Here is a 24,378-nt window from a genome sequence, read left to right on the forward strand (position 1 = left end):
TGCAAAGAAATAGAATTCTTTTTTTGCCGAGAGGGGAGCATCTTCTGGAAGAAATGCAACCAAGTTGCGAAATCTTTATCCTACCTTTGCACCCGAAAGAATAAAAAAGGAACAAAGACATGGCACATACACACCACCACGATCATCAGGCTTGCTGTTCACAAAAGCAACACGAGCACCATCATCACGAGCACCATCACGACGGCATAAGAAACCGCATCATGCTTATCGTCATCACCGCTCTTCTGCTCGTCGGCGCCATCTGGATAGAGAAGTACTGGCAGTTGCCCACCTGGCAATTGTTGCTGATCTACCTTATTCCCTATCTGCTCGTCGGACATGACACACTGAAAGAAGCGGTCGAAGGACTCATTCATGGTGAGGCTTTCAACGAGCATTTCCTCATGTCTGTTGCGACTATCGGCGCTCTGTGTATCGGTTTCCTTCCTGGAGCAGAGACAGAGTTTCCTGAGGCGGTATTCGTTATGTTGTTTTTCCAGGTCGGCGAGTTATTTGAAGAATATGCGGAAGGCAAGAGTAGGGAGAGCATCACCCATCTCATGGATATTCGTCCTGATACCGCCAGCGTTGAGAGGAACGGGATGACGATGACTATCGATCCCAATCTGGTTGCTGTTGGTGAGACCATCATCGTACGCCCTGGCGAGAAAGTGCCGCTCGACGGTGTGGTACTGGAGGGAACATCGGCTCTGAACACCGTCGCACTGACAGGCGAGAGTCTTCCTCGTGACATCACAGTCGGCGACGAGGTCATCTCTGGTTGCGTCAACCTCTCAGGTGTCATCAGGATAAAGACGACAAAGAGTTTCGGAGAAAGCACGGTAGCCAAGATTATCCAACTGGTTGAGAACGCCGGCAACAGCAAATCCAAGAGCGAGGCTTTCATCACACGCTTTGCGCGTGTGTACACTCCTGTGGTCGTCGGAGCAGCCCTTATCCTGGCTTTACTGCCGCCACTGCTCTCTGGGCATTTTGCGACCGTTTTCCCCGACTGGCTATACCGTGCCTTGCTGTTTCTGGTCGTATCCTGTCCCTGTGCCCTTGTCATCAGTGTACCACTCACGTTCTTCGGCGGCATCGGCGGTGCCTCACGCAACGGCATCTTAGTCAAAGGATCCAGCTATATGGATATCCTGGCCAAACTTGGCATCGTGGTCTTCGACAAGACTGGCACATTGACACACGGCCAGTTTGCCGTTACAGCGGTACATCCCGACACCTGCGATGAGCACCAGTTGCTTCATCTCGCCGCCCATGTTGAGCATTTCTCAACTCATCCCATCGGTGCCGCCCTGCGCGACGCCTTCCCCGATGAAGCTACTGACGGCTGCAAGGTGACAGATATCGAGGAGCTGGCAGGACAGGGCATCCGTGCCCGGGTGGCCGACCAGATTGTATGTGTGGGCAACACGAAGATGATGGATGCCGTTGGCGCAAAATGGCATGACTGTCACCATATAGGCACCATCATCCACGTAGCCATCGACAGCGTCTATGCTGGTCATATCGTCATCAACGACCAGATCAAGAACGACAGTGCCGAGGCTATCGCCTCACTGAGAGCACTCGGCGTACAGCGGATCGTGATGCTTACTGGCGACCGGCGAGAGGTGGGAGAGCATGTGGCCGCACAGCTCGCCCTGACGGAGTACCACACAGAGCTACTGCCTGCCGACAAGGTGGCACATGTAGAACAACTGCTCGACGAAAGGATCGACGGGGCGCGGCTGGCTTTCGTAGGCGACGGCATCAACGACGCCCCTGTTCTGGCTCGTGCCGACGTGGGCATCGCCATGGGAGGTCTGGGTAGCGACGCAGCCATCGAGGCGGCCGATGTGGTGATCATGGATGATCGTCCGTCGAAGATTGCCATCGCCATCCGCATCGCCCGACATACGATCACCATCGCCCGACAAAACATCTGGCTCGCCATCGGCATCAAAGTGGCCATTCTGATACTCGCCGCCTGTGGTATTGGCACGATGTGGATGGCAGTCTTTGCCGACGTAGGTGTTACCGTGATGGCTGTGCTCAACGCCATCCGTGCACTCAAGCCATAAAAATAATCCATAAGCTGAAACTTTTTCGAAGCAGATTGCGTCTAACAGACAAAATTAGAAAAAGAAACAGCTTATTATGTACAGGATTAACATTAAAAGAATCGCCATGATGGCGATGGCGGCCATGCTCACGACAGGAGTATTTGCCAAGCGCACGACACCCGATGTAGGTGGAAAGATTGTTGATGAGAAAGGGGCACCCATGCCATTTGTCAGTGTTGTATTGTTGTCAATGCCAGACTCCGCCTTTGTACAGGGGGCTGTCTCTGACGAGAATGGCAACTTCAAGATTGTGACCCCAGAGAACCAAGGTGTACTGAAGATCTCAAGTATCGGCTATCAGACCCTATTCATTCATGTGTCATCCGACGGCAGCATGGCTGGCGGTCCCGTCATCCAGATGTTGGAAGATGCGCATCTGATTAACGAGGTGGTGGTCAAGGGACAGTTGCCCAAGACGAAGCTACAGGGCTCATCGCTGGTTACTCAGATCAAAGGTTCCGTACTGGAGAAGTCGGGTTCAGTGGAGGATATGCTGTCAAAGGTGCCTGGAATCAGAAAAGGCAAGGATGGACTGGAGGTCATCGGCAAGGGTACGCCGGTTATCTATATCAACGGACGAAAGCTGCATGACACGGACGAGCTGAAGAGGCTCAACTCGCAGGAGATCCTTTCGGTAGACGTTGACATGAATCCCGGCGCCCGCTATGATGCCACAGTAGCATCGGTAGTCCGCATCCGCACCGTCAAGCAGCAAGGCGAAGGTTTCGGATTCAGTCTTTTTGCAGGAAACAACCAGCAGTTACGCTACGGGCAGAGCGACCCATACACCACCTTCAAGGCCAACTATCGCTATCGGTCGGTCGACGTGTTCGGACAGGTTGACTTCTGGGAAAGGCATAACACGGCAGTATCTACTGCCACACAGAACAGCTTCTATAAAGAAAACAATGCTCTGGTCCGACTGGAGCAGGACAACAGTTTCCGCTCTGATTGGCATGCCTATGGCCTGAACTATACCTTCGGCACCAACTGGCAGATCAGCGACAAGCATTCCGTGGGTTTCCGTCTGCAGTATAACGACAGGCTATATGACTGGAACCATGCTGATATCCAGACCGACTATTACCGCAATGGCAAGTTCGAAGACCATATCGACGGAATAGAGTCAGAGAAAACCACAATTCCATATCACTGGGAGGGAAACAGCTATTACAATGGTCAACTAGGAAAGCTGAACATCGATCTCAATGTGGATTTCTATTCGAACAAGAAACGAGCAAACGCCAAGACGGACGAGTATTACCAGATTAGTGACGCCAACCATGTCAATAGCGAAGCGAACACTGCAGACCACATGGTAGCTGAGAAGTTGGTGCTATCTTACCCCGTATGGAAAGGAAAACTGAGCATTGGCAACGAGATGACATTCGTTAATCGCAATGCCAGCTACTACATCAGTGGAACAGCCATACCTGCTACCGACTCGAAGACAAAAGAGCAGAACATCGCCTCCTTTATCGACTACGGTTTCAGTCTGGGAAAGCTCGGAGAAGGTAGCATCGGACTGCGTTTCGAGCACGTAGGCTTCGACTATCGCGACCGTCTGAACGCAGAAAACAACATGAAGCGATATACCAACGACCTGTTCCCCAGCATCTCACTGTCGCGCGCTTTTGGACAAGTACAGGCAGCCATGACCTATACTCAGAAAACTGTTCGTCCTACCTACTGGCAGTTGAACAGTGCTGTGACCTATGCCAACGCCTTTACGCTACAGAGTGGTGATCCGAAGTTGGAGAACCAGAAGAACCATGATCTAAGTCTGAACATGCGATGGAAATGGCTGACATTCGTGTCAAGCTGGCAGCGAATAGAGAAGCACATAACCCAGTGGTCGTTCCTATACAACGACGCCGGTGTGATCATGATCAAGCATGTAAACCTCGATAAGCCGCTGAACCGTTATACCGCATACCTCAACGTAGCGCCCACCATTGGTGTATGGTCGCCTAACCTGAGAACGGGTTTCCTTTCCTACGACACGGAACTTGATCTGGCTGATCCACGCGAGGCTTCTGGCAGTCGTACGGTAACGTACAAAAAACCCATGATCTTCGTACAACTCGACAACACTTTCCGTTTGAAGCACAGTTGGCAGTTTGAACTGGGATGCGACTATCAGTCGCGTGCTGACTGGGTGAGTTATCACTTAAGATACACCACATGGGACATGTCGGCCACCATCCAGAAATGCTGGCTTAAGAACGATGCCCTCTGTCTGCGCATAACCGCAAACAATATTCTACAGAGTGGTAATGAGAAAGTAGGGATAGACTGCGGATACTATTATCTGACCCAGTGGATGCGTTCAAATAACCATCGTCTGAGCATCTCTCTTCGCTATACGTTCAATGTCGCCCGTAATAAATATAAAGGTAGTGGTGCTGGACAGGAAGCTATCCAGCGTATGGGAAATTGATTATTCTCAGGATAACAGAAAAACGCTCTCCTTAATGGAGAGCGTTTTTCATCATCGTTTATGTTTACTTCTTATAACGCTGCCAATTCTAACACTTTGTCAATAGCAGCAGAAAGACCATCTGGGTTCTTGCCACCTGCAGAAGCAAAATGAGGCTGTCCGCCACCACCGCCTTGCATGAGTTTGGCGGCCTCACGTACCAGTTGTCCGGCATTCAATCCGTGGTCCTTCACGAGATCATCACTAAGCATCACGTTCAGCATTGGTTTCCCGTCAAACACAGTACCAACTACGCAGAGCAGATTCTCCGACTGCAGCTCTCGTACCTTGAAGACCAAATCCTTGGCAGCATTCGGCATCATATCATACTGACCAGTAACTACCGTCACGCCGTTCACCGTGCGCGCTTTTGATACAAGCTCCTTCGAGAGAGCCTGTACACGCTGCTGCTGGAAACTCTCAATCTCCTTTTTCATCGTGTCATGTTCCTCGATATACTTCTGAATCACACCCTGAAGATCCTTTGCATTATTGAAGAACGATTTCACCGTACGAAGCATGTCTTCTGTCTTGTAAAGCAGTTCCTCGCACTCTTTGCCCGTCTTAGCCTCAATACGACGGATACCCGCTGCAACAGAACTCTCGGCAACAATCTTAAAGAAACCTATCTTACCTGTTGCCTTGGCATGGATACCACCGCAGAACTCACACGACGGTCCAAAACGAACCACACGCACCTTATCACCATACTTCTCACCGAAGAGAGCGATGGCACCGAGTTTCTTTGCCTCTTCAAAAGGTACGTCACGATGCTCGTCAAGTTGGATATCCTGACGGATCATATCATTGACCATCCGCTCCACCTCACGGATCTGCTCATCACTAACCTTCTCAAAATGAGAAAAGTCAAAACGCAAAGTGTCGGGCGATACGAATGAACCCTTTTGCTCCACGTGGTCACCAAGTACCTGCTTCAAAGCATAGTCGAGCAGGTGGGTTGCCGTATGGTTGGCAGCAGAACTGTCGCGTTTATCAGTATCTACACAAGCCATAAACTGAGCTGTGGGATCTTTAGGCAATTGCTTAACGATGTGAACCGTCTGGTTATTCTCTCGTTTAGAGTCAATGATATCGATAGTTTCTGCTTCATTGCAGATGACACCACAATCACCGACTTGTCCACCCATCTCACCATAGAACGGTGTGTAGTCGAGTACGAGTTCATAGAATTCGTTCTTTTTCTGCGTCACTTTGCGATAACGCAGGATATGACACTCATATTCGGTATAATCGTAGCCTACAAACTGCTGTTCACCTTGGGCAAGTTCCACCCAGTCTGAGTTCTCTACAGCAGCAGCATTACGGGCACGCTCCTTCTGTTTCTGCATTTCAATATTGAACTGCTCCTCGTTGACGGAAAAGCCATTCTCACGACAAATCAGTTCTGTAAGATCAAGGGGAAAACCGTAAGTATCAAAGAGACGGAAAGCCTGCTCTCCGTCGAGTTCCGTCTTTCCTTCGACCTTGAGCTGCTCCATAGCCTTATCAAGCAGAGAGATACCCTTGTCGAGGGTACGGAGGAAGGAATCCTCTTCTTCCTTCATCACCTTGGCAATAAGTTGTTGCTGAGCCTTCAACTCAGGGAAGGCATCACCCATCTCAGCCACCAGAGTAGGCAGGAGTTTATAAAGGAAACCCTCCTTTTGGCCGAGGAATGTATAAGCGTAACGCACAGCACGACGCAGGATACGACGGATCACATAACCTGCCTTCGCATTCGAGGGCAATTGGCCATCGGCTATCGAGAACGAAACAGCACGGAGGTGATCAGCACATACTCGCATAGCCACGTTGATATCGTCCTGTTCCTTCGTGATGGGATTCAGAACCTCTTCTTCAAAGGTGGTATATTTTAGACCCGTGATCTGTTGTTCGGCCTTGATGATGGGTTGGAACACATCGGTATCGTAGTTAGAGTGCTTACCCTGCATCATGCGGACAAGGCGCTCAAAACCCATACCAGTATCGATTACATTCATACCCAACTTCTCCAATGAACCGTCAGCCTTACGATTGAATTGCATGAACACGAGGTTCCATATCTCAATCACCTGAGGATCATCCTGATTTACAAGCTCACGACCACTCTTACCAGAAGTCTTACGCTGCTCAGGCGTACGAGAATCGACATGAATCTCAGAACACGGACCACAGGGACCTGTGTCGCCCATCTCCCAGAAGTTATCATGTTTATTGCCGTTGATAATATGGTCCTCAGGCACATGCTTAGCCCAATAACGGGCAGCTTCATCATCGCGAGGAATATTCTCCTCGGGCGAGCCCTCAAATACTGTTACATAAAGGTCTTCGGGATTCAGTTTTAGAACATCCACCAGATACTCCCAAGCCATGTCGATGGCCCCCTCCTTGAAATAGTCGCCGAACGACCAGTTGCCGAGCATCTCAAACATGGTGTGATGATAGGTGTCATGCCCAACTTCCTCCAGGTCATTATGTTTTCCGCTGACACGGAGACACTTCTGTGTGTCCGCCCGTCGGCGCGGTTCCGGGTCGCGTGTACCGAGAATGATGTCTTTCCACTGGTTCATACCTGCATTCGTAAACATCAGCGTTGGGTCATCCTTGATGACCATCGGGGCTGACGGCACGATTGCATGCTGCTTCGACTCAAAAAAATTCTTATAGGAGTCGCGAATCTCGTTTGCTGTCATGTTGATATCTTATTTTTCTATGTTCCAAATAATTGCGTGCAAAATTACACATTTATTCTGAATCTACCAAAACATTAGTTTATATTTTGTGTAGCGCTCGACTTTACAGCACCTATTCGAGTAACAGCAAGCCTTAAGAACTCCTCTCCCCATTCGGAAAAGTTCAAATAAATTTGGCTTTTCAATCGATTTTTCGTAACTTTGCCGTCTAACGACAGCGAAGTTACTCTATCTCAGCAGAAAAAGAATGAATTCTTTTGTTCTGCGCTCGATTTTTCGTAACTTTGCGACAAAATAATAAAAGTCAAGTGTAGCAATGGACAACGAAACAAGAGACGACGAAATTCTTGAGACCACAGGCACTCCGGATAATGCGGAGAATCCGGAATCCCCAGCCGCCCACTCCGACTATAAACCTGTAAACCGCTTCGACGCAGCCGCAGTACACCATCTGAGTGGCATGTACCAGAACTGGTTTCTCGATTATGCCAGTTATGTAATCCTCGAGCGCGCCGTTCCCCATCTGGGTGACGGTCTGAAGCCCGTGCAGAGACGTATTCTACACTCGATGAAACGCATGGACGACGGGCGATACAACAAGGTAGCAAATATTGTGGGTCACACGATGCAGTTCCATCCCCACGGCGATGCCTCTATCGGCGATGCCCTCGTACAGATGGGACAGAAGGATCTGCTTATCGACACACAAGGTAACTGGGGAAACATTCTTACCGGTTCCAGTGCCGCTGCACCCCGATATATCGAGGCCCGCCTCTCAAAGTTCGCCCTCGACACCGTGTTCAACCCGAAGACAACGGAATGGAAGATGTCATACGACGGACGCAACAAGGAGCCCATCACGCTCCCTGTAAAATTCCCTCTTCTGTTGGCACAAGGCGCCGAAGGTATTGCTGTCGGCCTCTCATCAAAAATCCTACCACACAACTTCTGTGAGATTTGCGATGCTGCCATTAGCTACCTTCACGATCAACCCTTCCGACTCTACCCAGACTTTCCCACCAGCGGTTCCATCGACGTCAGTAAATACAATGACGGACAGCGTGGCGGTGTACTGAAAGTCCGTGCGAAAATCGAGAAAATCGATCAGAAGACACTTGTCATCCGTGAGATTCCTTTCTCGAAGAACTCCGAGACACTACAAGATTCGATTGTCAAGGCCGTAGAGAAAGGTAAGATTAAAGCCCGTAAGGTGGAGGATCTCACTGCCGCCAATGTAGAAATACAGGTACATCTCGCCCCTGGCGTATCGTCCGACAAGACCATTGACGCCCTCTATGCTTTTACCGATTGTGAGATCAATATCTCACCGAACTGCTGTGTCATCGAGGATAACAAGCCTCAGTTCCTGACAGTAAGTGATGTGCTCCGCCACAGCGTCGACCGCACCAAGGATCTCATCCGCCAGGAATTGGAGATCCGCAAAGGCGAACTATTGGAACAGTATCATTTCCAGTCGTTGGAACGTATCTTCATCGAAGAACGTATCTATAAGGATAAAAAGTTCGAACAGGCACCTACCGTCGATGCCGTCTGCGAGCATATCGACGAACGCCTCACCCCCTACTACCCCAGTCTGGTACGCGAGGTGACGAAAGACGATATTCTTAAACTTCTTGAGATCAAGATGCAGCGCATTCTGAAGTTCAATAAAGACAAGGCCGACGAGCTGATGGCGCGCATCAAGGCAGAAATCGAGGAAATTGACCGTGACCTGGCAAACCTTACCGAGGTGACAGCCAACTGGTTCCAGTTCCTTAAAGACAAATACGGCAAGGATCATCCGCGTCTCACTGAGATCCGCAACTTCGATACGATAGACTCTGCCAAAGTGGCGGAAGCCAACCAAAAGTTGTACATCAACCGACAAGACGGTTTCCTTGGCACAGGCCTCAAGAAAGACGAGTTCGTATGCAACTGTTCCGACCTCGACGATGTCATCATCTTCTATAAAGAAGGAAAGTATAAGGTGATTCGTGTGGCCGAGAAGGTCTTTGTCGGCAAGAACGTGCTATATGTGGCCGTCTTCAAAAAGAACGATTCACGCACCATATACAATACCGTATACCGCGATGGAAAGAAAGGCTATTGCTACATCAAGCGTTTCAACGTGACAAGCATGACTCGCGACAAGGAATACGACATTACCCAAGGAACGCCCGGATCAAAAGTGATGTACTTCTCTGCCAACCCCAACGGAGAAGCAGAGATTATTAAGGTGACCCTCGATCCGAACCCGCGTCTCAAGAAGATTTTCGTAGACAAGGATTTCTCGGAAGTGATGATCAAAGGACGTGCTTCAAAGGGTAATCTCCTGACAAAGTTCCCCGTACACCGCATCGGCCTGAAGAGTCACGGTCACTCCACCCTTGGTGGACGAAAGGTTTGGTACGACCCAGATGTAAATCGTCTGAACTACGACGAACATGGTCAACTCCTCGGTGAGTTCTTCGATGAAGACCAGATTCTCGTTATACTTCAGAATGGCGAGTGCTACCTCTCTAATTTCGATATTAACAATCACTACGAAGAGAACATCCTGCGTATTGAAAAATACGATCCCGATAAGGTTTGGACCGCCATCCTTTACGATGTCGACAATCAAGGATATCCATACATCAAACGGTTCTTGATGGATGCCACGAAAAAGAAGCAGAACTGGCTCAGTCCCAGTGATACCGGAAAGAATGGAGCGACCTCACAACTCATCCTTTTGACCGATACACCTTCACCACGTTTCCTCATCACCTACGGTGGTGCCGATGCATTCCGCGGCAGCGAGGAGGTTGATGCTGCACAGTTTATCATGGTGAAAGGCTACAAGGCTAAAGGTAAGCGATTGACCACCTATCAGCTCGAAAGTATCACGGAACTGAATCCACCTGAGCCAGAAGAAGATCCAGAGACAACTGAAGCCCCGGAGATTCTGGAGATTATTGACGACCCTAAGGTCGCAGAGACTCCAGAGATTTCAGAAGACTCAGACAGCCCGGAGGTCGCTGTGCCCACACCGAAGAAGCATCAACCCGAACAAGAACTGACACTGTTCGATGATGAAGTATAGCCATCCTATACATCTAAAAGAATTGTCCGTAAGGAGATTGTCATGGGCGTTTCTGCCGATGATGTGGTTCTGTCTGCCGATTGTCGCCCAAGAACAAGCCTCTTTGTCTTCTTCCCCAGATGCCATGACATCAACAAGTCTGATTGGCATCGGTACGACAAGGATTCTCGACACATACATTACTCCCGAGCAATTTTCCGGTACAGGATTCTCTTATCTGAATATACGTGAGCGGGTTAAAGACAACCGTCGATGGAATACTATTACCGAACATGAGCTCGATCTCTCATCCACAGACGATCGAAGCGGCAATATCACCATGCTTGAAGGCAGCTACAATCTCTATTGGGGATTCTATTGTAAGTGGAACCTACTGGCTGACCGTCTACACCTTCAGACTGGTGGTGTCTTGAACGCTTGTCTGGGCTTTCTTTACGACATGACGGCTTCCAACAACCCGGCGCAAGCCCGTGCTGCAGTAAACTTCATGCCGTCGGCCATCACCACCTATGACCTTACCTTATGGCAACAACGCTTCGTCATCCGATACGAACTGAACCTGCCGCTCATGGGGATGATGTTCAGTCCAAACTATGGACAGTCTTACTACGAGATTTTCTCCTTAGGAAACTACGACCATAACATCGTGCCAACAACCTGTGTCTGTGCACCGAACATACGACAGCAGATCACGCTCGACTGGCAGGCATCAAAGAGATGGACAGTACGAGTAGGTTACCTTGGCAACTACCAACAGACTGCAGTTAACAACTTAAAACAACATGTCTATACCCACCGACTACTCATCGGTGTCGTCAGGCGCCTTGTCAGATGAAAAGTATAAAGTCCGAAGAAAGATGCAGATATTACGACATAGAATCAAATGGCTGCGGATGATACCTCTATCATTCCTCATCTGTCTTTTGCCCCCGTGTATAGTCGGCTGTATCGACGACGAGCAATACCCGGACAGTCCTCAAGGTAACTTCGAGGCGCTATGGAAAATCATCGACGAGCACTACTGTTTCTTCGACTATAAGCAACATGAATACGGCCTTGATTGGCTGGAGGTATACAATAAATATAATGTACGCGCGAGAGAGGGGGTCAACAAACAACAACTTTTCGAGATTCTCACCGACATGCTCGCCGAACTCCGTGACGGTCATGTGAACCTTTACAGCGCCTTCGACAACGGGCGCTACTGGCGCTGGCACGAAGACTATCCGACAAATTTCAGCGACACTCTCCTGCGTCGTTACCTCGGTACCGACTACCGTATCGCCGGTGCGCTCCGCTACCGCATCCTCGACGACAATATCGGCTATGTCTACTATAACAGCTTCTCAAGTGGCATCGGCGAAAGTAACCTTGATGAGGTGTTTAAGTATCTCGCATTCTGCAACGGTCTGATCCTCGACATCCGAGGCAACGGCGGCGGAGCACTCACCAATGCCGAGAAACTGGCGGCCCGTTTCTGTCAGGAGAAAACGCTGATAGGCTATATCCAACACAAGACAGGCAAAAGGCACAACGAGTTCTCGCCGATGGAGCCACAGTATATAGAACCTTCCTCCAGGCTTCGGTGGCATAAGGGTGTTGCCCTGCTCACAAACCGTGAGGTTTTCAGCGCTGCCAACGATTTCGTGAAGATCATGAAATGCTTCCCCCAAGTGAAGATCGTCGGCGACCGCACCGGCGGAGGCTCTGGGCTTCCATTCACCAATACCCTTCCCAACGGATGGACGGTGCGTTTCTCCGCCTGCCCCACCTACGACCGCGACAAGCAACAGATAGAGTTCGGCATTGCGCCCGACTACGCAGTCGGACTGAGTAACGAGGATTTTATACGCGGCAAAGATTCTATCATAGAATTTGCCCGAGAACTTTTGGTAGAATGAAAAAAGTTTTGTACCTTTGCAGTCGCTATCCCGATAACCACGGGATGTCATATGTGCGCCTGTGGCGGAATTGGTAGACGCGCCAGACTTAGGATCTGGTGTCTCGCGACGTGCAGGTTCGAGTCCTGTCAGGCGCACGACGCTGATGTAAGACAATTTTCTAATTAATTATTGGCAAAAAGTAGCAAAAAAGGCAGAAAAATAGCTATTTACACAAAAAAAACTAAAAATTTCTTGCACATTTAGAAATAATTCCCTACTTTTGTCACCGGTTTATATACATTAATGCATAGATATATCATAATTTAATTGTTTAATTATAATTTTTAAGTTCAAATGAAAAAGAAAATTATTAATGGTATTTTGATGGTAGCATTACTCTTCGCTGCCACAACATCATTTGTTTCTTGTAAGGACAACGTGGACGATGAAATTGCAGCCGTTTACGCTAACCTTGCAAAACAAAAGACCACCCTTGAGGATCAGCTTAATGCTCTCCAGAATCAGCTTAATGGTCTTGGCGACAACAGCGCAGAGATTGCAAAGATCAATGGCGAGATTGCAAAGATCAACGAGCAGTTGGGTAAGATCAACGAACAGATTTCCTCTCTTTCTGGAAATGTTGACACAATCAAGAATGACCTTGCTGCACTTACCGATCGTGTTAAAGCTTTGGAGGATGCCATCAAGAATCTTGGCGGTAACGCAGACTTCGGTGTCTCTAACGCAATGGCCATCAACGATATTGTTGGTAACATGAAGCTTGGTCTTGACTTCTACTCACTGGCTGCTTTCTACGGCACCAACGATACAGGTCTGGACATCTTCCCCGTTGCAGGTAAGGCTTTCAACGTTGACACACAGGATGGTACCATGCTCGCTGCTGAAGAGCTCGAGGGTATCGAGACCATCGAACTCGATCCTGAGTTCATCACCGCTGCTAAGAACAACGCAGGTAAGCTGATTTTTGCTATCAACTCTAGCAAGGACATCAACATCAGCGACTACAACGTATACCTCGAGGATTCAAAGGGCAACAAGGCTCCTGTTGATCTCGTTGCACGTCCCTACACTGCCGAGGACGAGACTATCAGCTTCGGTTGGACAAGAGCTGACGACGCTGCCGCTGCAGGTGCTGCTAAGAACGTCTTCGTTGCTGAGGCAACCATCGACGCTGCTAACCTGAAGGCTGCTGCTTATAAGCTCCCGATCAAATTCGACGAGATTAAGGATCGTCTGAAGACTGCTAAGCAGCACGTTTCTGATGCTGATGGCACAAAGAACGAGGTTAAGCAGGGTGCAAGAGAGCTGGCACAGCTGGTTTACAACCTTTACAAGAATGCAGCATGGGATCGCCTCACCGCACAGCGTCTCGTTGTTGAGAAGGATAACGCTGGTGGCAGATCTGATTTCAACATCTTCGCAGCTTCAGTAAAGCCTCTGTCTTACAACTCATTCTGGGAGTTTGAGAAGAACGTTAGCGATCCTAGCCTGGAAGATGCAGAAGCAGCTGTTGAGAAGCTGGTTCAGATTCTGAAGAAGGAATTCCCCAGCCTTGCTAAGCTGAGCAGCATCAACATCGACGACATGAAGGCTCAGAAGGTTACCGTTGTTGTTGACGGCAAGGAGAAAGAGGTTACTATCGACAAGGCTCTCTTCAAGTCTCTGCGTAAAGCTATCGAGGCTGGTATCGACAACGAGGAGCTGACCAAGATGATCAAGAAGATTGCTGGTCTGACCGACCTCAAGAAGGTTAAGAAGGCTGCTGTTGAGCGTATCGCTGACTATCTGAACAGATTCGATAAGAAGATCATCAACCAGCTGCGTTCTCACCAGCTGACACGTGCTCTCTCTCCAATCATCCTGTTCGAGGGTGCTGAGGGTGTTGACCGTGTTGTTACTGGTCTCCAGGTTCCCGCTGGTGACATGCAGGTTTACCTGACCTCACCGACAGAGGAGGTTCTTGTTCCCGCATACGCTAAGTTCATCGCTGTTAAGAATGCTGCTACTGGCAAGCTCGAGCAGAGCGCTCTGCTGGATGGCCGTGCACTGGATTACACTCTGAACCTGACCTCAGGTCGCAAGGTGATCATCCTGAGCTGCGTTGACTACTATGGCTATGTAGTTACTAAGAGATACACTGTCGACGTGAAGTAATTAACATTGTGAATCTAAAAAGAAAGTAACAGATATGAAAATGAAGAAAGTAATATTGTCTTGCCTGATGTTGATGGGTGTTCTGTCAGCATCTGCTCAGGAGCAGAAAGGCACGACAGAATATGTCTTCGAGCCGCACTGGTACATTCAGCTCCAGGGAGGTGCCCAGTATACTACTGGCGAGGCCAAATTCGGTGATCTCATCTCACCCACTGTACAGGGAGCTATCGGTTATCAGTTCTCCAAGGCAATCGGTGCCCGTCTGGCCATCAACGCATGGCAGGGCAAAGCAGGCTACCAGAAGGTTGTTACCGACATTGTAGGCGACTGCAACTATAAGTACACCTATTTCGCACCTGCTATCGATCTGACATTCAACCTCTCGAATATCATTGCAGGATACGATCCCAACCGTGTAGTTAGCTTCGGTGCTTTCATCGGTGGTGGTCTGAACTTCCGCTCTAGCTGCGACGACGCTGCTGCTGTTAAGGCTAAGATCGATCCGTTCACAGCTCAGTACAACTGGACTCCGATGTTCGAGAACAAGGCCAACACTCTGCTCTTCGGACAGGCTGGTCTGACCATGGACGTGAAGGTAAGCGAGGCTGTTGCCATCGGTCTGGAGGCTAACGCTAACATTCTGGGCGACAAGTTCAACTTCAAGGATGCTGGTAACCCCGACTCATACTTCAACCTGCTCGCAGGCGTGAAGATCAACCTCGGCAAGACCTACTCTACCCGCTTCATCCCGGCTCCAGAGCCTGAGATTCGCTACGTAGAGAAGATCGTTGAGAAGGTGGTTGAGGTTCCTGCTCCGGCACCCGCTATTGAGCCGCTCCGTCGCGACATCTTCTTCCTCATCAACAAGACCGACATCCGTGAGTGTGAGGCTCAGAAGGTTCAGGACATCATTGACTACATGAATGCTCATCCTACAGCTAAGGTGATGATCACCGGTTACGCAGACGCTGGTACAGGTAACGACCGTATCAATGACCGTCTCGCTGCTGGACGTGCTGATGTAGTTGTGAAGGCTCTGAAGGCTAAGGGTATCGCAGAGAGCCGTATCAGCTTCGACAGCAAGGGCTCACGCGTACAGCCGTTCGCCGACAACGACAGCAACCGTGTATCTATCTGTATCGCTGAGTAAGCGCTGAAAGATAAATACAAATGACAATAAAAGCCCGGTCCCAGAATGGGGCTGGGCTTTCTTTTTGAGAAGAAAAGGTAAACACATCCTCTAAACAAACATCAGGAAACACATGAAGAGAATCTTTACTTCAATTGTATTAGCAGCATTCTGTGTGTTCAGTGCCTCTGCACAACTCGAAGACGGTTTCTACCGCGTTAAGAACAACAAGACGAAGCGGTATATCAGCATTGCAGACAATAACCCGAAACACTATACCGTCTCTCAGTCAGGAAGTACAGCCTTATTAGGCATCCGAACCCTCAAGAATTTCGACAGAGTATCCTGCAGTCCTTCGACCATCATCTACGTCAAGAACATGGATAGGAGTAAAAGCCTGTACGACCTTCAGGGTCAAGGTACCGGTATTTATGCACTCTCAGGCAACATGATTCTTGCTAAACTTGAGGGTGGCGGTACCAGCTACAAGGCATCTGGCACCTATAGCGGTGTCACCATCAGCATTGCCGACCTTGCAGACGACGGTCAGCGCGATGAAGCATGGTTGGCCAACAACAGCGAGGAGACTGCAAGATGGAACTTCATCAAGGTTGACACTGACACCAACTATATCGGCATTAAGCCCGACGTAAAGACTGATGATGGATACTACGGCACCATCTATGCTGGATTTGCATTCAAATTTGTATCCAGCGGCATGAAGGCCTACTATGTAAAGTCGGCCTCTGGTAAGAGCTTTGAGATGAAAGAGATCACAGGTACTATTCCCGCCAACATGCCTGTCATCATCAAATGCGCTTCTGACAATCCCGCTGAGAATATGATTATGCCCGTTCTTGAAGACATCGCTAAGCTTAGCGGTAACAAACTCGCTGGCGTATATTCAGCCATCAAGTATAAGAACAGTAATATGACTGCCTTTACTGCTTCCACCATGCGTGTGCTCGGCGTGAGCGATGGTAAGTTGGCATTCGTCAAGAAAGCTCCGGAGGAATACTTCTATGAAGGTAAGTATCTGCCGGCCAACAAAGCCTATCTGAAGGTTAAGAGCAGCGATGGCGATGTGATGACTATTGGCGGTAGCGGTATTGTTACTGTGACCGCTGATCCCGTAGATGCTTCAAAAGAAGGTATCTACACACTCACAGGAACCCGTTTGCCAGACAATGCCCCACTCCGTCCTGGTATCTACATCAAAGACGGTAAAAAGATTGTAATCAAGTAAACGAAGAAACAAATACAGTGAGATAAAAAAAAGAGCCCTCTGCAAGGGCTCTTTTTTATTAGAATATCCGCTTTGTCAATCGGAGACTCAAGACGGGGAACACCTTAAACGACTTGAACATATCCACATAGGTGCCCACCTGACCGGTCACATTCTCCACATCTTTTGTCAGGTTCATACCATCGTGTACATACAGATCGGGAGTACCGCCCCAGAACATAGCACCACAGTCGAATGAAACCTTCCAATCATCATTATTCTTCAGTAGACGACCGCCATAGCCGAATCCCAGATAAGGCTTCAACGCTTTCGACTTAGCCTTCACACGGACCAGTCCATCGCCATCAGGCTCCAGGATATAGGGATCGCCAGCCTTATAAAGCACATAAGTCTCTCCCTTGGCATGAATCAGATTACCATTATCATCGAAGATATCCTTCTTCGCAGTCGTATATACATCGTTCTTATATCGGCCCACAGCAAAGCCCAACCGACCGAAACCAAGAAGTTTCTCGTTGAGCTCCTCAATCTGATAGTTGCCAGCCCCCTTGATGCCCAAGGCTGTAGGGTTAATGATGGGCTCGCCATTAACCGCCTTCTCGTACATCCGGTTATAGATGCCTACTGACACCAGTGACACCATGGCCTCTGTTGAGTTGACGGCTTCTGCGAACTGTGATGGTCCCCAGTAAAGACCGGCAGTAAAATGCCAGTTCTTATTGTTCTTGAAGGGGAACACATCAACCAACAACTTGGCATTATTGATCGTTGGCTTACCTATCATCTCGATATGGTCGTCAATATCATAGCCCGTGAAATCATAGAGCATATCCTTCAGACGGTCGAAGGTGGTCTCTACACGGTTACCATTAGGGTCGTACATTCTTGCCGGCTTACCACCGATCGTCAGGTCGAAGTTCATGGATTTGTTGAAGCGCGGCATAATCTCATAACCAGCCCTCACCTGCACATACTCTCCTATCGGGGAAGCCACATCGATACCGATACCGGTCGTTCCTGCCGTCAATGAGATATCCAGATGCTGAAGGATATCATGTTCCTTCCAATATTGGAACACAGGAATATAGTCGGACTTTCCCGTTTTTACCTTCTGCTGCTCCACGGTCTTAAGCGACGCAGACGTAGAAGGAATCTGTATGGTATCTGGACCAGACACCCCTTCAGAATAGACTTGCCCGGAGGCAGAGGCACTGACACTGGCAACGGCCAGCATCATCAAGAGTTGTTTTCCTTTCATCGTTTTCAAGTATTTATAGTCATTAAAATCGTTGATACCGCTTTTCCGGACTTTCCGGGAACGGATTTAGCGCATGCGCCATTGTCCCTGATGCTCTTCCATCGGAACGACCACCTCCTCATTGGTGGAGTCACCGAAACAGAGGATGAGAAACACCTCTGTGTAGTTTGCCAGCGTATCGCGTCGAGCCGTCGCAACACGCACCTCGCGGATACCGTGGTGGAGCGTCTCCTGCTGCGCCACATACTGACGATAGCCATCGAGAAGCTGAGAGCGGTAGTTCTCTGGTAACTGTCCGGCTCCCTGCTTACCTTCCAAGAACAACTCATACTCACCCTTGATAAGATGCGTGTAGTAACCCTTGGCAGCAAGAGAGGCCTGTTCTTCGGCGGTCACGCCGCCACAGGCTACCAACAGAAACAACATGAACAGTAATGCAATCGTCATTTCTGCCGGATAAAGATGTTCACCGGTGAGCCCGTCAGGGTCCAGTTCTCCCGGATCTTATTCTCCAAGAAGCGCTTATACGGCTCCTTCACATACTGTGGCAGATTGGCATAGAAGACAAACGTAGGTATCTGCGTGTCGGGTACCTGTGCCACATATTTGATCTTGATATATTTTCCTTTCACCGAGGGAGGCGGGTAAGCCTCGATCAGCGGTAACAGCACCTCGTTGAGCTTCGACGTGCCGATCTTCGCTTTTCTATGCAGGTATACCTCCTTAGCAGTCTCCAGCACCTTGAAGATACGCTGTTTCGTGAGTGCGGAGCCGAAGATAATGGGGAAGTCGGTAAACGGTGCCATCCGCTGACGGATTGCATTCGTAAAGGTATCGATGACCACCTGAGACTTCTCTTCCACGAGATCCCATTTGTTGACAACGACCACCAACGACTTATTGTTCTTCTGTATCAACTGGAAGATGTTCATATCCTGCGCCTCGATGCCACGAGTAGCATCAATCATCAGAATACACACGTCGCTGTTCTCAATCGCACGGATAGAGCGCATCACACTATAGAACTCCAAATCCTCCGTCACCTTGTTCTTGCGACGGATACCTGCGGTATCGACAAGATAGAAGTCAAAACCGAACTTATCATAACGAGTGTAGATACTGTCACGTGTCGTTCCTGCTATCTCAGTAACGATATTCCTGTCCTCACCGATAAAGGCATTGATGATGCTCGACTTACCAGCATTCGGACGACCGACCACCGCAAAACGGGGAATGCCCTCCTCTGCCTCGTCACGCTGTTTCTCAGGCAGCATCTCCAGGATCTTATCAAGCAGATCACCGGTACCACTGCCCGTAGCAGCACTGATAGGATAAGGATCACCCAGTCCGAGCTTATAGAACTCATACTGGTCGTAGAGATCCTTTCCGTCGTCGGCTTTATTGGCCACCAGCAGCACAGGAAGCGGTTTCGTTGGAGTGCCGTCCTCTTGAGGAGCACGTGCACGGCGCAGGATCTGCGCCACATCCATGTCCCAGGCCGTCACACCATTGGTAATATCACAGAGGAAGAGCACCAGGTCGGCCTCCTCCGTGGCGATGATTACCTGCTTACGAATCTCCTCCTCGAAGATATCGTCGCTGTTCACCACCCAGCCGCCGGTATCGACGACAGAGAACTCACGCCCGTTCCACTCGCACTTGCCATACTGGCGGTCGCGTGTGGTGCCGGCCTCATTGCTGACAATCGCCTGACGTGATTTCGTCAGACGGTTGAAAAGGGTCGACTTTCCTACGTTCGGGCGGCCTACGATAGCTACTAAATTTGGCATAGTCTTTCTTATTTATATTTGGCCTGAGCCGGATTATCCAGAAGCTCCGGGATTTAGAAACTTACTCGGGATTATACCCAAAATGACTTAGTTCACGAGCGGAGCTGCGCCAGTCTTTGTCTACCTTCACGAAGATCTCCAGGAATATCGGTTTCCCGAAGAACTTCTCCAGAGACTTACGGGCCTCTGTGCTTACCTTCTTCAGCGCCACGCCCTGATGACCGATGATGATTCCTTTCTGGGAATCACGCTCCACATAGATCACCGCATTGATATGGATGTGACGATCGTCCTCCTTGAACTGCTCCACGCTGACCTCCACCGAATACGGTATCTCCTTGTCATAGAAGAGCAGGATCTTCTCACGGATAATCTCCGAGACGAAGAAACGGGCCGGCTTATCGGTAAGCTGATCCTTATCGAAATAGGCCGGACTCTCGGGCAACAGTTCCTTGATACGTTTCAGGAGCATGTCGGTGCCGAACTTATTCTTGGCAGAGATCGGCAGGATCTCAGCCTTCGGCAAGAGGGTATGCCAGCGCTCGACGATAGCGGCAAGTTGTGCCTGGGGAGCACCGGATCTGTCTGCATTCTCGGCGAGAGTATCGATCTTATTGATCAGCAGGAGAATGGGGGTATCCATCCGCTGCACTTTCTCCAGAAAGTCCATGTTCTTCTCCGGGTTCTCAACCACATCGGTCACATAGAGCAGGACGTCTGCATCCTGCAAGGCCGACTCAGAGAAGGCTAGCATCGACTCCTGAAGCTTATAGTTCGGCTTCAGAACACCCGGGGTATCGCTGAAGACGATTTGCATATCGTCAGTATTCACGATACCCATGATGCGATGTCGAGTGGTCTGTGCCTTAAACGTCGCAATTGAAATACGCTCACCAACCAGTTGGTTCATGAGCGTACTTTTACCTACATTAGGATTCCCAACGATGTTGACGAATCCTGCTTTGTGACTATTTACTACCGTCATACGCCCACTTATAGTAGGATGCTCCATGGACAAATCCAGCACCGAAGGCAGTAAAGATCATGTTATCGCCTTTCTTCAGCTTGCTCTCATTGTCCCAAAGCGCCAGCGGAATTGTCGCCGCACTCGTATTACCGTAGTGCTCGATGTTCACCATCACCTGATCCATCGGGAGCTCCAACCGCTTGGCAACAGCCTCGATGATGCGCATGTTTGCCTGATGAGGCACCACCCACTGGATATTATTCTTATCCAGTCCGTTGCGCTCAGCAATCAGCACACAGTCGTTGCTCATGTTGGTCACCGCATAACGGAACACCGTCCGTCCCTCCTGATAGAGGTAGTGCAACCGATGGTTGACGGTGAAGTGCGATGGTGGGCAGACAGAACCTCCGGCTTTCATATGCAAGAACGGAAGTCCCTTGCCATCAGTACGGAGATAGGAATCCATCACGCCGATGTTCTGTTCCTCTGTTGCCTCCAGCATGACTGCCGCAGCACCGTCACCAAAAAGCGGACAGGTCTGGCGATCCTTGTAGTCGGTCACCGACGACATCTTGTCGGCTCCGATAAGGATAATCTTCTTGAAGCGACCGCTCTGTATCATCGACGCCGCAACGTCGAGCGCATAGAGGAATCCACAGCAGGCACCCCAGAAGTCGAATGCGAACGCATTCTTCAGTCCGAGCTTACCCAGAACAATGGATGCCGTGGAGGGGAACTTATAATCCGCCGTAGAAGTGGCTACGACCACTGCGTCGATGGAATCAGGGTCAGCGCCGGTCTTCTGCAGCAACTGCTTAGCGGCCTTGCGGGCCATATAGCTGGTGCCAAGACCTTCCTCGGTGAGGATACGGCGCTCCTTGATGCCGACACGCGTCATAATCCACTCATCATTGGTGTCTACCATTCTCGACAGTTCCTCGTTGGTGAGGACATAGTCGGGTACATAGCCGCCAATGCCGGTGATTATCGCGTTAATCCTATCCATTACTCAGCGACCTCGTCTTCCTTCTTGATAGCCACCTTACCACGATAGTAGCCACATGTCGGGCATACGGTGTGATAAACATAATATGCACCGCAGTTAGGACATACTGCCAGTGTGGGAGCTACTGCCTTGTCGTGAGTACGACGCTTGGCTTGACGAGTACTTGATTGTCTTCTTTTAGGATGTGCCATAATTATCTAAATACTTTAATTTTTTAAATTTTTAAATTCTTCAGTTTATCCCATCGGGGGTCTGTCTCCTGGTTGGACTCCTCATCGCTGCTTCGGTCAGCTGACAGCTCTTCCAGAGCTTGCGTCATGGCAGGGTTGCACTTGCCAGGTGCATGCACATGCCTGATGGGTATAGCCAGTGCTACAAACTCGTAGATGATCCACGCCATGTCGAGTATTCCTTCGTCCTCGGGCACGACAATGATGTCATCCTCCTCTGAGTAGGTGCTTCCGAGCTTGACGACAAGACGATTATCGGTCTCCACCGACTGTTCCATGTCATCGAGACAACGGTCGCAGGAAATGATCACGGTGCCTGCCGTCTGGAACAGAAACTCGAAAAAGCCGGTTGCCTTGCGTATAGACACCGACACGTGCAAAGAGCCTCTTTTCACCTCGGCACTGTCCAAAGCCTCGAAGAAGCGATCATCAAGGTCGAAAGTGAGAGTAGTATTCTCCTCTTTCAATTCCTTCAAGTCTAACTTCAACGACTCCAGACTACACATCATCACATTTCATTTACATTTGGGGTGCAAAGTTACTACTTTTTTTTTATTTATGAGAGACTAATTCGTTTTTTTTATCATTTTACCGCAAAATCGCCACGTTAAAATGCTGATTATTACACACTTCTTTCACAACTGTGCAACATCTGTATGCCCTAACGAGGGTATCAGCGCCGCAGTTCCACCCTGAAGGTGGTGCCCTTGTTAACTTCAGACGACTTGACAAAAATACGACCGTGGTGGTAATCCTCCACGATACGTCGGGCCAGTGAGAGCCCCAGGCCCCAGCCACGCTGCTTCGTGGTAAATCCGGGCTTGAAAACATTCTTAAGATCTTTCTTCCGGATACCCTTGCCATTGTCGGTCACCTCGACCACCACCTTGTGGTCGTCGTCGGACAAGGAGAGCACGATCCTGCCACAGCCTTCCATGGCGTCTACAGCGTTCTTACACAGGTTCTCCACAACCCACTCGAACAGCGAGGCATTCATTCTGACCTTGACATCATGATCGGGGAAATCACGCACCATCTCCACCTTATTCGAGGTGCGACGGTCCATATAATCGATCACATGCTCCAGCACCTCGTTCATCGATCCCTCCTTCGGTTCAGGCAGGGAGCCGATCTTCGAGAAGCGCTCCGCAATCTGCTCCAGACGTTTCACATCCTTATCCATCTCAGGTATCAGTCCGTCGTCCGGATGACTCTCCTTCAATATCTCCACCCAAGCCATCAGACTCGAGATGGGGGTACCCAACTGATGGGCTGTCTCCTTCGAGAGCCCCACCCACACTTTGTTCTGTTCTGCCTTTTTCGACGAGAGAAGAGCGAAGATGGCAACAACCACAAATATCATGACAATGCCGAGCTGCCAATAGGGATATGATGATAGGCGTTTTAACAGCGTCGACTCATCGTAACACACCAACTGGTAATCGCTCGTCTTAGTTGAGTCGCCTAAGAAAATCTTAATGTATTTCCCCTCTTGCCAGAGTCGTCGTCCATAGTCGGAGAGGTAGGAATCTGAGTCCGTCTTATTCTTCCCATCGATGGAGATATTGCGATAGTCGGTCACCGTGCCCAACGAGTCCATCACAATCACAGGGATCGTGTTGTTCCCCTTCATCACACTCAGCACCAGACTGACATCTGTATTCTCGCCAGCGTTATTCAGTGCCCTCAGTGCCTGCGCCCAGACTTCCATCTTATGGCGCTCTTCGTTGGACAGATCTCTGACAAGGTAATGCGATACCAACAAGGAGACGACGGCAATCAGAATTGCCGCTATCACCAGAAGGATCTTGACTTGTCGGATTCTCTCAGTCCACTGCATACATCTATATAACGCTTAAAACACAAGATTATTGTATCACGCTTCCATGTACACATATAGAACAACAAGCTTGGAAGGTATCTTTTACACCATAAGACATATCTTCTCTTACAGTAAAACAAGTTGTTTTACCTTCATGGAAGGCATCTCCATGACTCGTAACTCCTATCTCCACGACAGTAAAACAACTTGTTTTACTTCGAGAGATGATAGGGGAACGGGGCGAGGAGATATGGTCTTTCTACGAAAGGGATGATTTGACGGCCCTTCGACAAGCTCAGGGACCGTGAGGGATGGACTCAGGGACCGTGGAAAACGAAGAAGCCCCGGAGCATTGCTGTTCCAGGGCCTCAGTTTAAGAAAAAGTGGCGGCCTCCTACTCTCCCGCATTGCATTGCAGTACCATCGGCGCAGGCGGGCTTAACTTCTCTGTTCGGAATGGGAAGAGGTGGGACCCCGCTGCAATAACCACCTGAT

At 49.5% G+C, this 24,378-nt stretch carries 17 protein-coding genes, 1 tRNA gene and 1 rRNA gene; 9 read left to right on the forward strand and 10 right to left on the reverse strand.

The features are described from left to right. Positions 1-221 precede the first annotated feature (221 nt). Together BLU99_RS08605 and BLU99_RS08610 are read left to right on the forward strand one after the other, a co-directional pair. Positions 222-2,081 (forward strand): heavy metal translocating P-type ATPase, encoded by a 1,860-nt coding sequence (locus BLU99_RS08605; protein ID WP_369807716.1) that lies wholly within the window; start codon positions 222-224, stop codon positions 2,079-2,081. A gap of 76 nt (positions 2,082-2,157) precedes the next feature. Continuing rightward, positions 2,158-4,563, forward strand: coding sequence for an outer membrane beta-barrel protein (locus BLU99_RS08610; protein WP_091901071.1), 2,406 nt, complete (start codon positions 2,158-2,160; stop codon positions 4,561-4,563). A gap of 71 nt (positions 4,564-4,634) precedes the next feature. Here the strand turns inward: BLU99_RS08610 and alaS are convergent, their stop codons facing one another. Then, positions 4,635-7,295 carry an alanine--tRNA ligase gene (gene alaS, locus BLU99_RS08615; protein ID WP_091901074.1) on the reverse strand — a complete coding sequence of 887 codons (2,661 nt, stop codon included), beginning with the start codon at positions 7,293-7,295 and terminating at the stop codon, positions 4,635-4,637. Between the two features lie 316 nt (positions 7,296-7,611). Here alaS and BLU99_RS08620 point away from each other — a divergent pair, with 316 nt between their 5' ends. From BLU99_RS08620 to BLU99_RS08650, 7 genes are all read left to right on the forward strand, one after another. Further along, a complete protein-coding gene (locus tag BLU99_RS08620; protein WP_255397510.1) occupies positions 7,612-10,377 on the forward strand; it encodes a DNA gyrase/topoisomerase IV subunit A in 2,766 nt (921 codons plus the stop codon). Positions 10,378-10,438: 61 nt separating this feature from the next. Next, a complete protein-coding gene (locus BLU99_RS08625; protein ID WP_255397518.1) occupies positions 10,439-11,212 on the forward strand; it encodes a DUF3316 domain-containing protein in 774 nt (257 codons plus the stop codon). Positions 11,213-11,234: 22 nt separating this feature from the next. Beyond that, positions 11,235-12,278: a S41 family peptidase gene (locus BLU99_RS08630; RefSeq protein WP_369807713.1), complete on the forward strand. Its 1,044-nt coding sequence runs from the start codon at positions 11,235-11,237 to the stop codon at positions 12,276-12,278. Between the two features lie 55 nt (positions 12,279-12,333). Next, a tRNA-Leu gene (locus BLU99_RS08635) sits at positions 12,334-12,415 on the forward strand. Between the two features lie 199 nt (positions 12,416-12,614). Continuing rightward, entirely contained in the window at positions 12,615-14,435 is a 1,821-nt protein-coding gene (locus tag BLU99_RS08640; RefSeq protein WP_091901080.1) for a coiled-coil domain-containing protein, read from the forward strand. 40 nt (positions 14,436-14,475) lie between these two features. Continuing rightward, on the forward strand, positions 14,476-15,585 hold the full coding sequence (locus tag BLU99_RS08645) for an OmpA family protein (protein ID WP_369807714.1): 1,110 nt from the start codon (positions 14,476-14,478) through the stop codon (positions 15,583-15,585). Between the two features lie 112 nt (positions 15,586-15,697). Then, positions 15,698-16,810, forward strand: a complete 1,113-nt coding sequence (locus BLU99_RS08650; RefSeq protein WP_144006117.1) for a hypothetical protein — start codon at positions 15,698-15,700, stop codon at positions 16,808-16,810. 58 nt (positions 16,811-16,868) lie between these two features. Here the strand turns inward: BLU99_RS08650 and BLU99_RS08655 are convergent, their stop codons facing one another. From BLU99_RS08655 to rrf, 9 genes are all read right to left on the reverse strand, one after another. Then, positions 16,869-18,068 carry a hypothetical protein gene (locus BLU99_RS08655; protein ID WP_091901086.1) on the reverse strand — a complete coding sequence of 400 codons (1,200 nt, stop codon included), beginning with the start codon at positions 18,066-18,068 and terminating at the stop codon, positions 16,869-16,871. A 66-nt stretch (positions 18,069-18,134) separates the two neighbouring features. Beyond that, positions 18,135-18,515 (reverse strand): hypothetical protein, encoded by a 381-nt coding sequence (locus BLU99_RS08660; RefSeq protein WP_091901088.1) that lies wholly within the window; start codon positions 18,513-18,515, stop codon positions 18,135-18,137. After that, on the reverse strand, positions 18,512-19,858 hold the full coding sequence (der, locus tag BLU99_RS08665) for a ribosome biogenesis GTPase Der (RefSeq protein WP_091901090.1): 1,347 nt from the start codon (positions 19,856-19,858) through the stop codon (positions 18,512-18,514). The genes BLU99_RS08660 and der overlap by 4 nt, the downstream gene beginning before the upstream one ends. A 61-nt stretch (positions 19,859-19,919) precedes the next feature. Then, the gene (gene era / locus BLU99_RS08670; protein ID WP_091901092.1) at positions 19,920-20,843 is read right to left on the reverse strand and encodes a GTPase Era; all 924 of its coding nucleotides are present in this window, start codon (positions 20,841-20,843) and stop codon (positions 19,920-19,922) included. Beyond that, entirely contained in the window at positions 20,827-21,831 is a 1,005-nt protein-coding gene (locus BLU99_RS08675; protein WP_091901094.1) for a beta-ketoacyl-ACP synthase III, read from the reverse strand. Before BLU99_RS08675 ends, era begins: the two co-directional genes overlap by 17 nt. Beyond that, entirely contained in the window at positions 21,831-22,022 is a 192-nt protein-coding gene (gene rpmF / locus BLU99_RS08680) for a 50S ribosomal protein L32 (protein WP_091901096.1), read from the reverse strand. Before rpmF ends, BLU99_RS08675 begins: the two co-directional genes overlap by 1 nt. Positions 22,023-22,045: 23 nt before the next feature. Then, positions 22,046-22,567: a YceD family protein gene (locus BLU99_RS08685; protein WP_091901098.1), complete on the reverse strand. Its 522-nt coding sequence runs from the start codon at positions 22,565-22,567 to the stop codon at positions 22,046-22,048. 167 nt (positions 22,568-22,734) lie between these two features. Continuing rightward, complete coding sequence (locus tag BLU99_RS08690) at positions 22,735-23,901, reverse strand: sensor histidine kinase (RefSeq protein ID WP_091901100.1); 1,167 nt, start codon at positions 23,899-23,901, stop codon at positions 22,735-22,737. A 363-nt stretch (positions 23,902-24,264) separates the two neighbouring features. Beyond that, positions 24,265-24,377: ribosomal RNA gene (gene rrf / locus BLU99_RS08695) — 5S ribosomal RNA — on the reverse strand. Between the last annotated feature and the right edge of the window lies 1 nt (position 24,378).

Source organism: Prevotella sp. lc2012, assembly GCF_900107065.1.
GTDB lineage: Bacteria > Bacteroidota > Bacteroidia > Bacteroidales > Bacteroidaceae > Prevotella.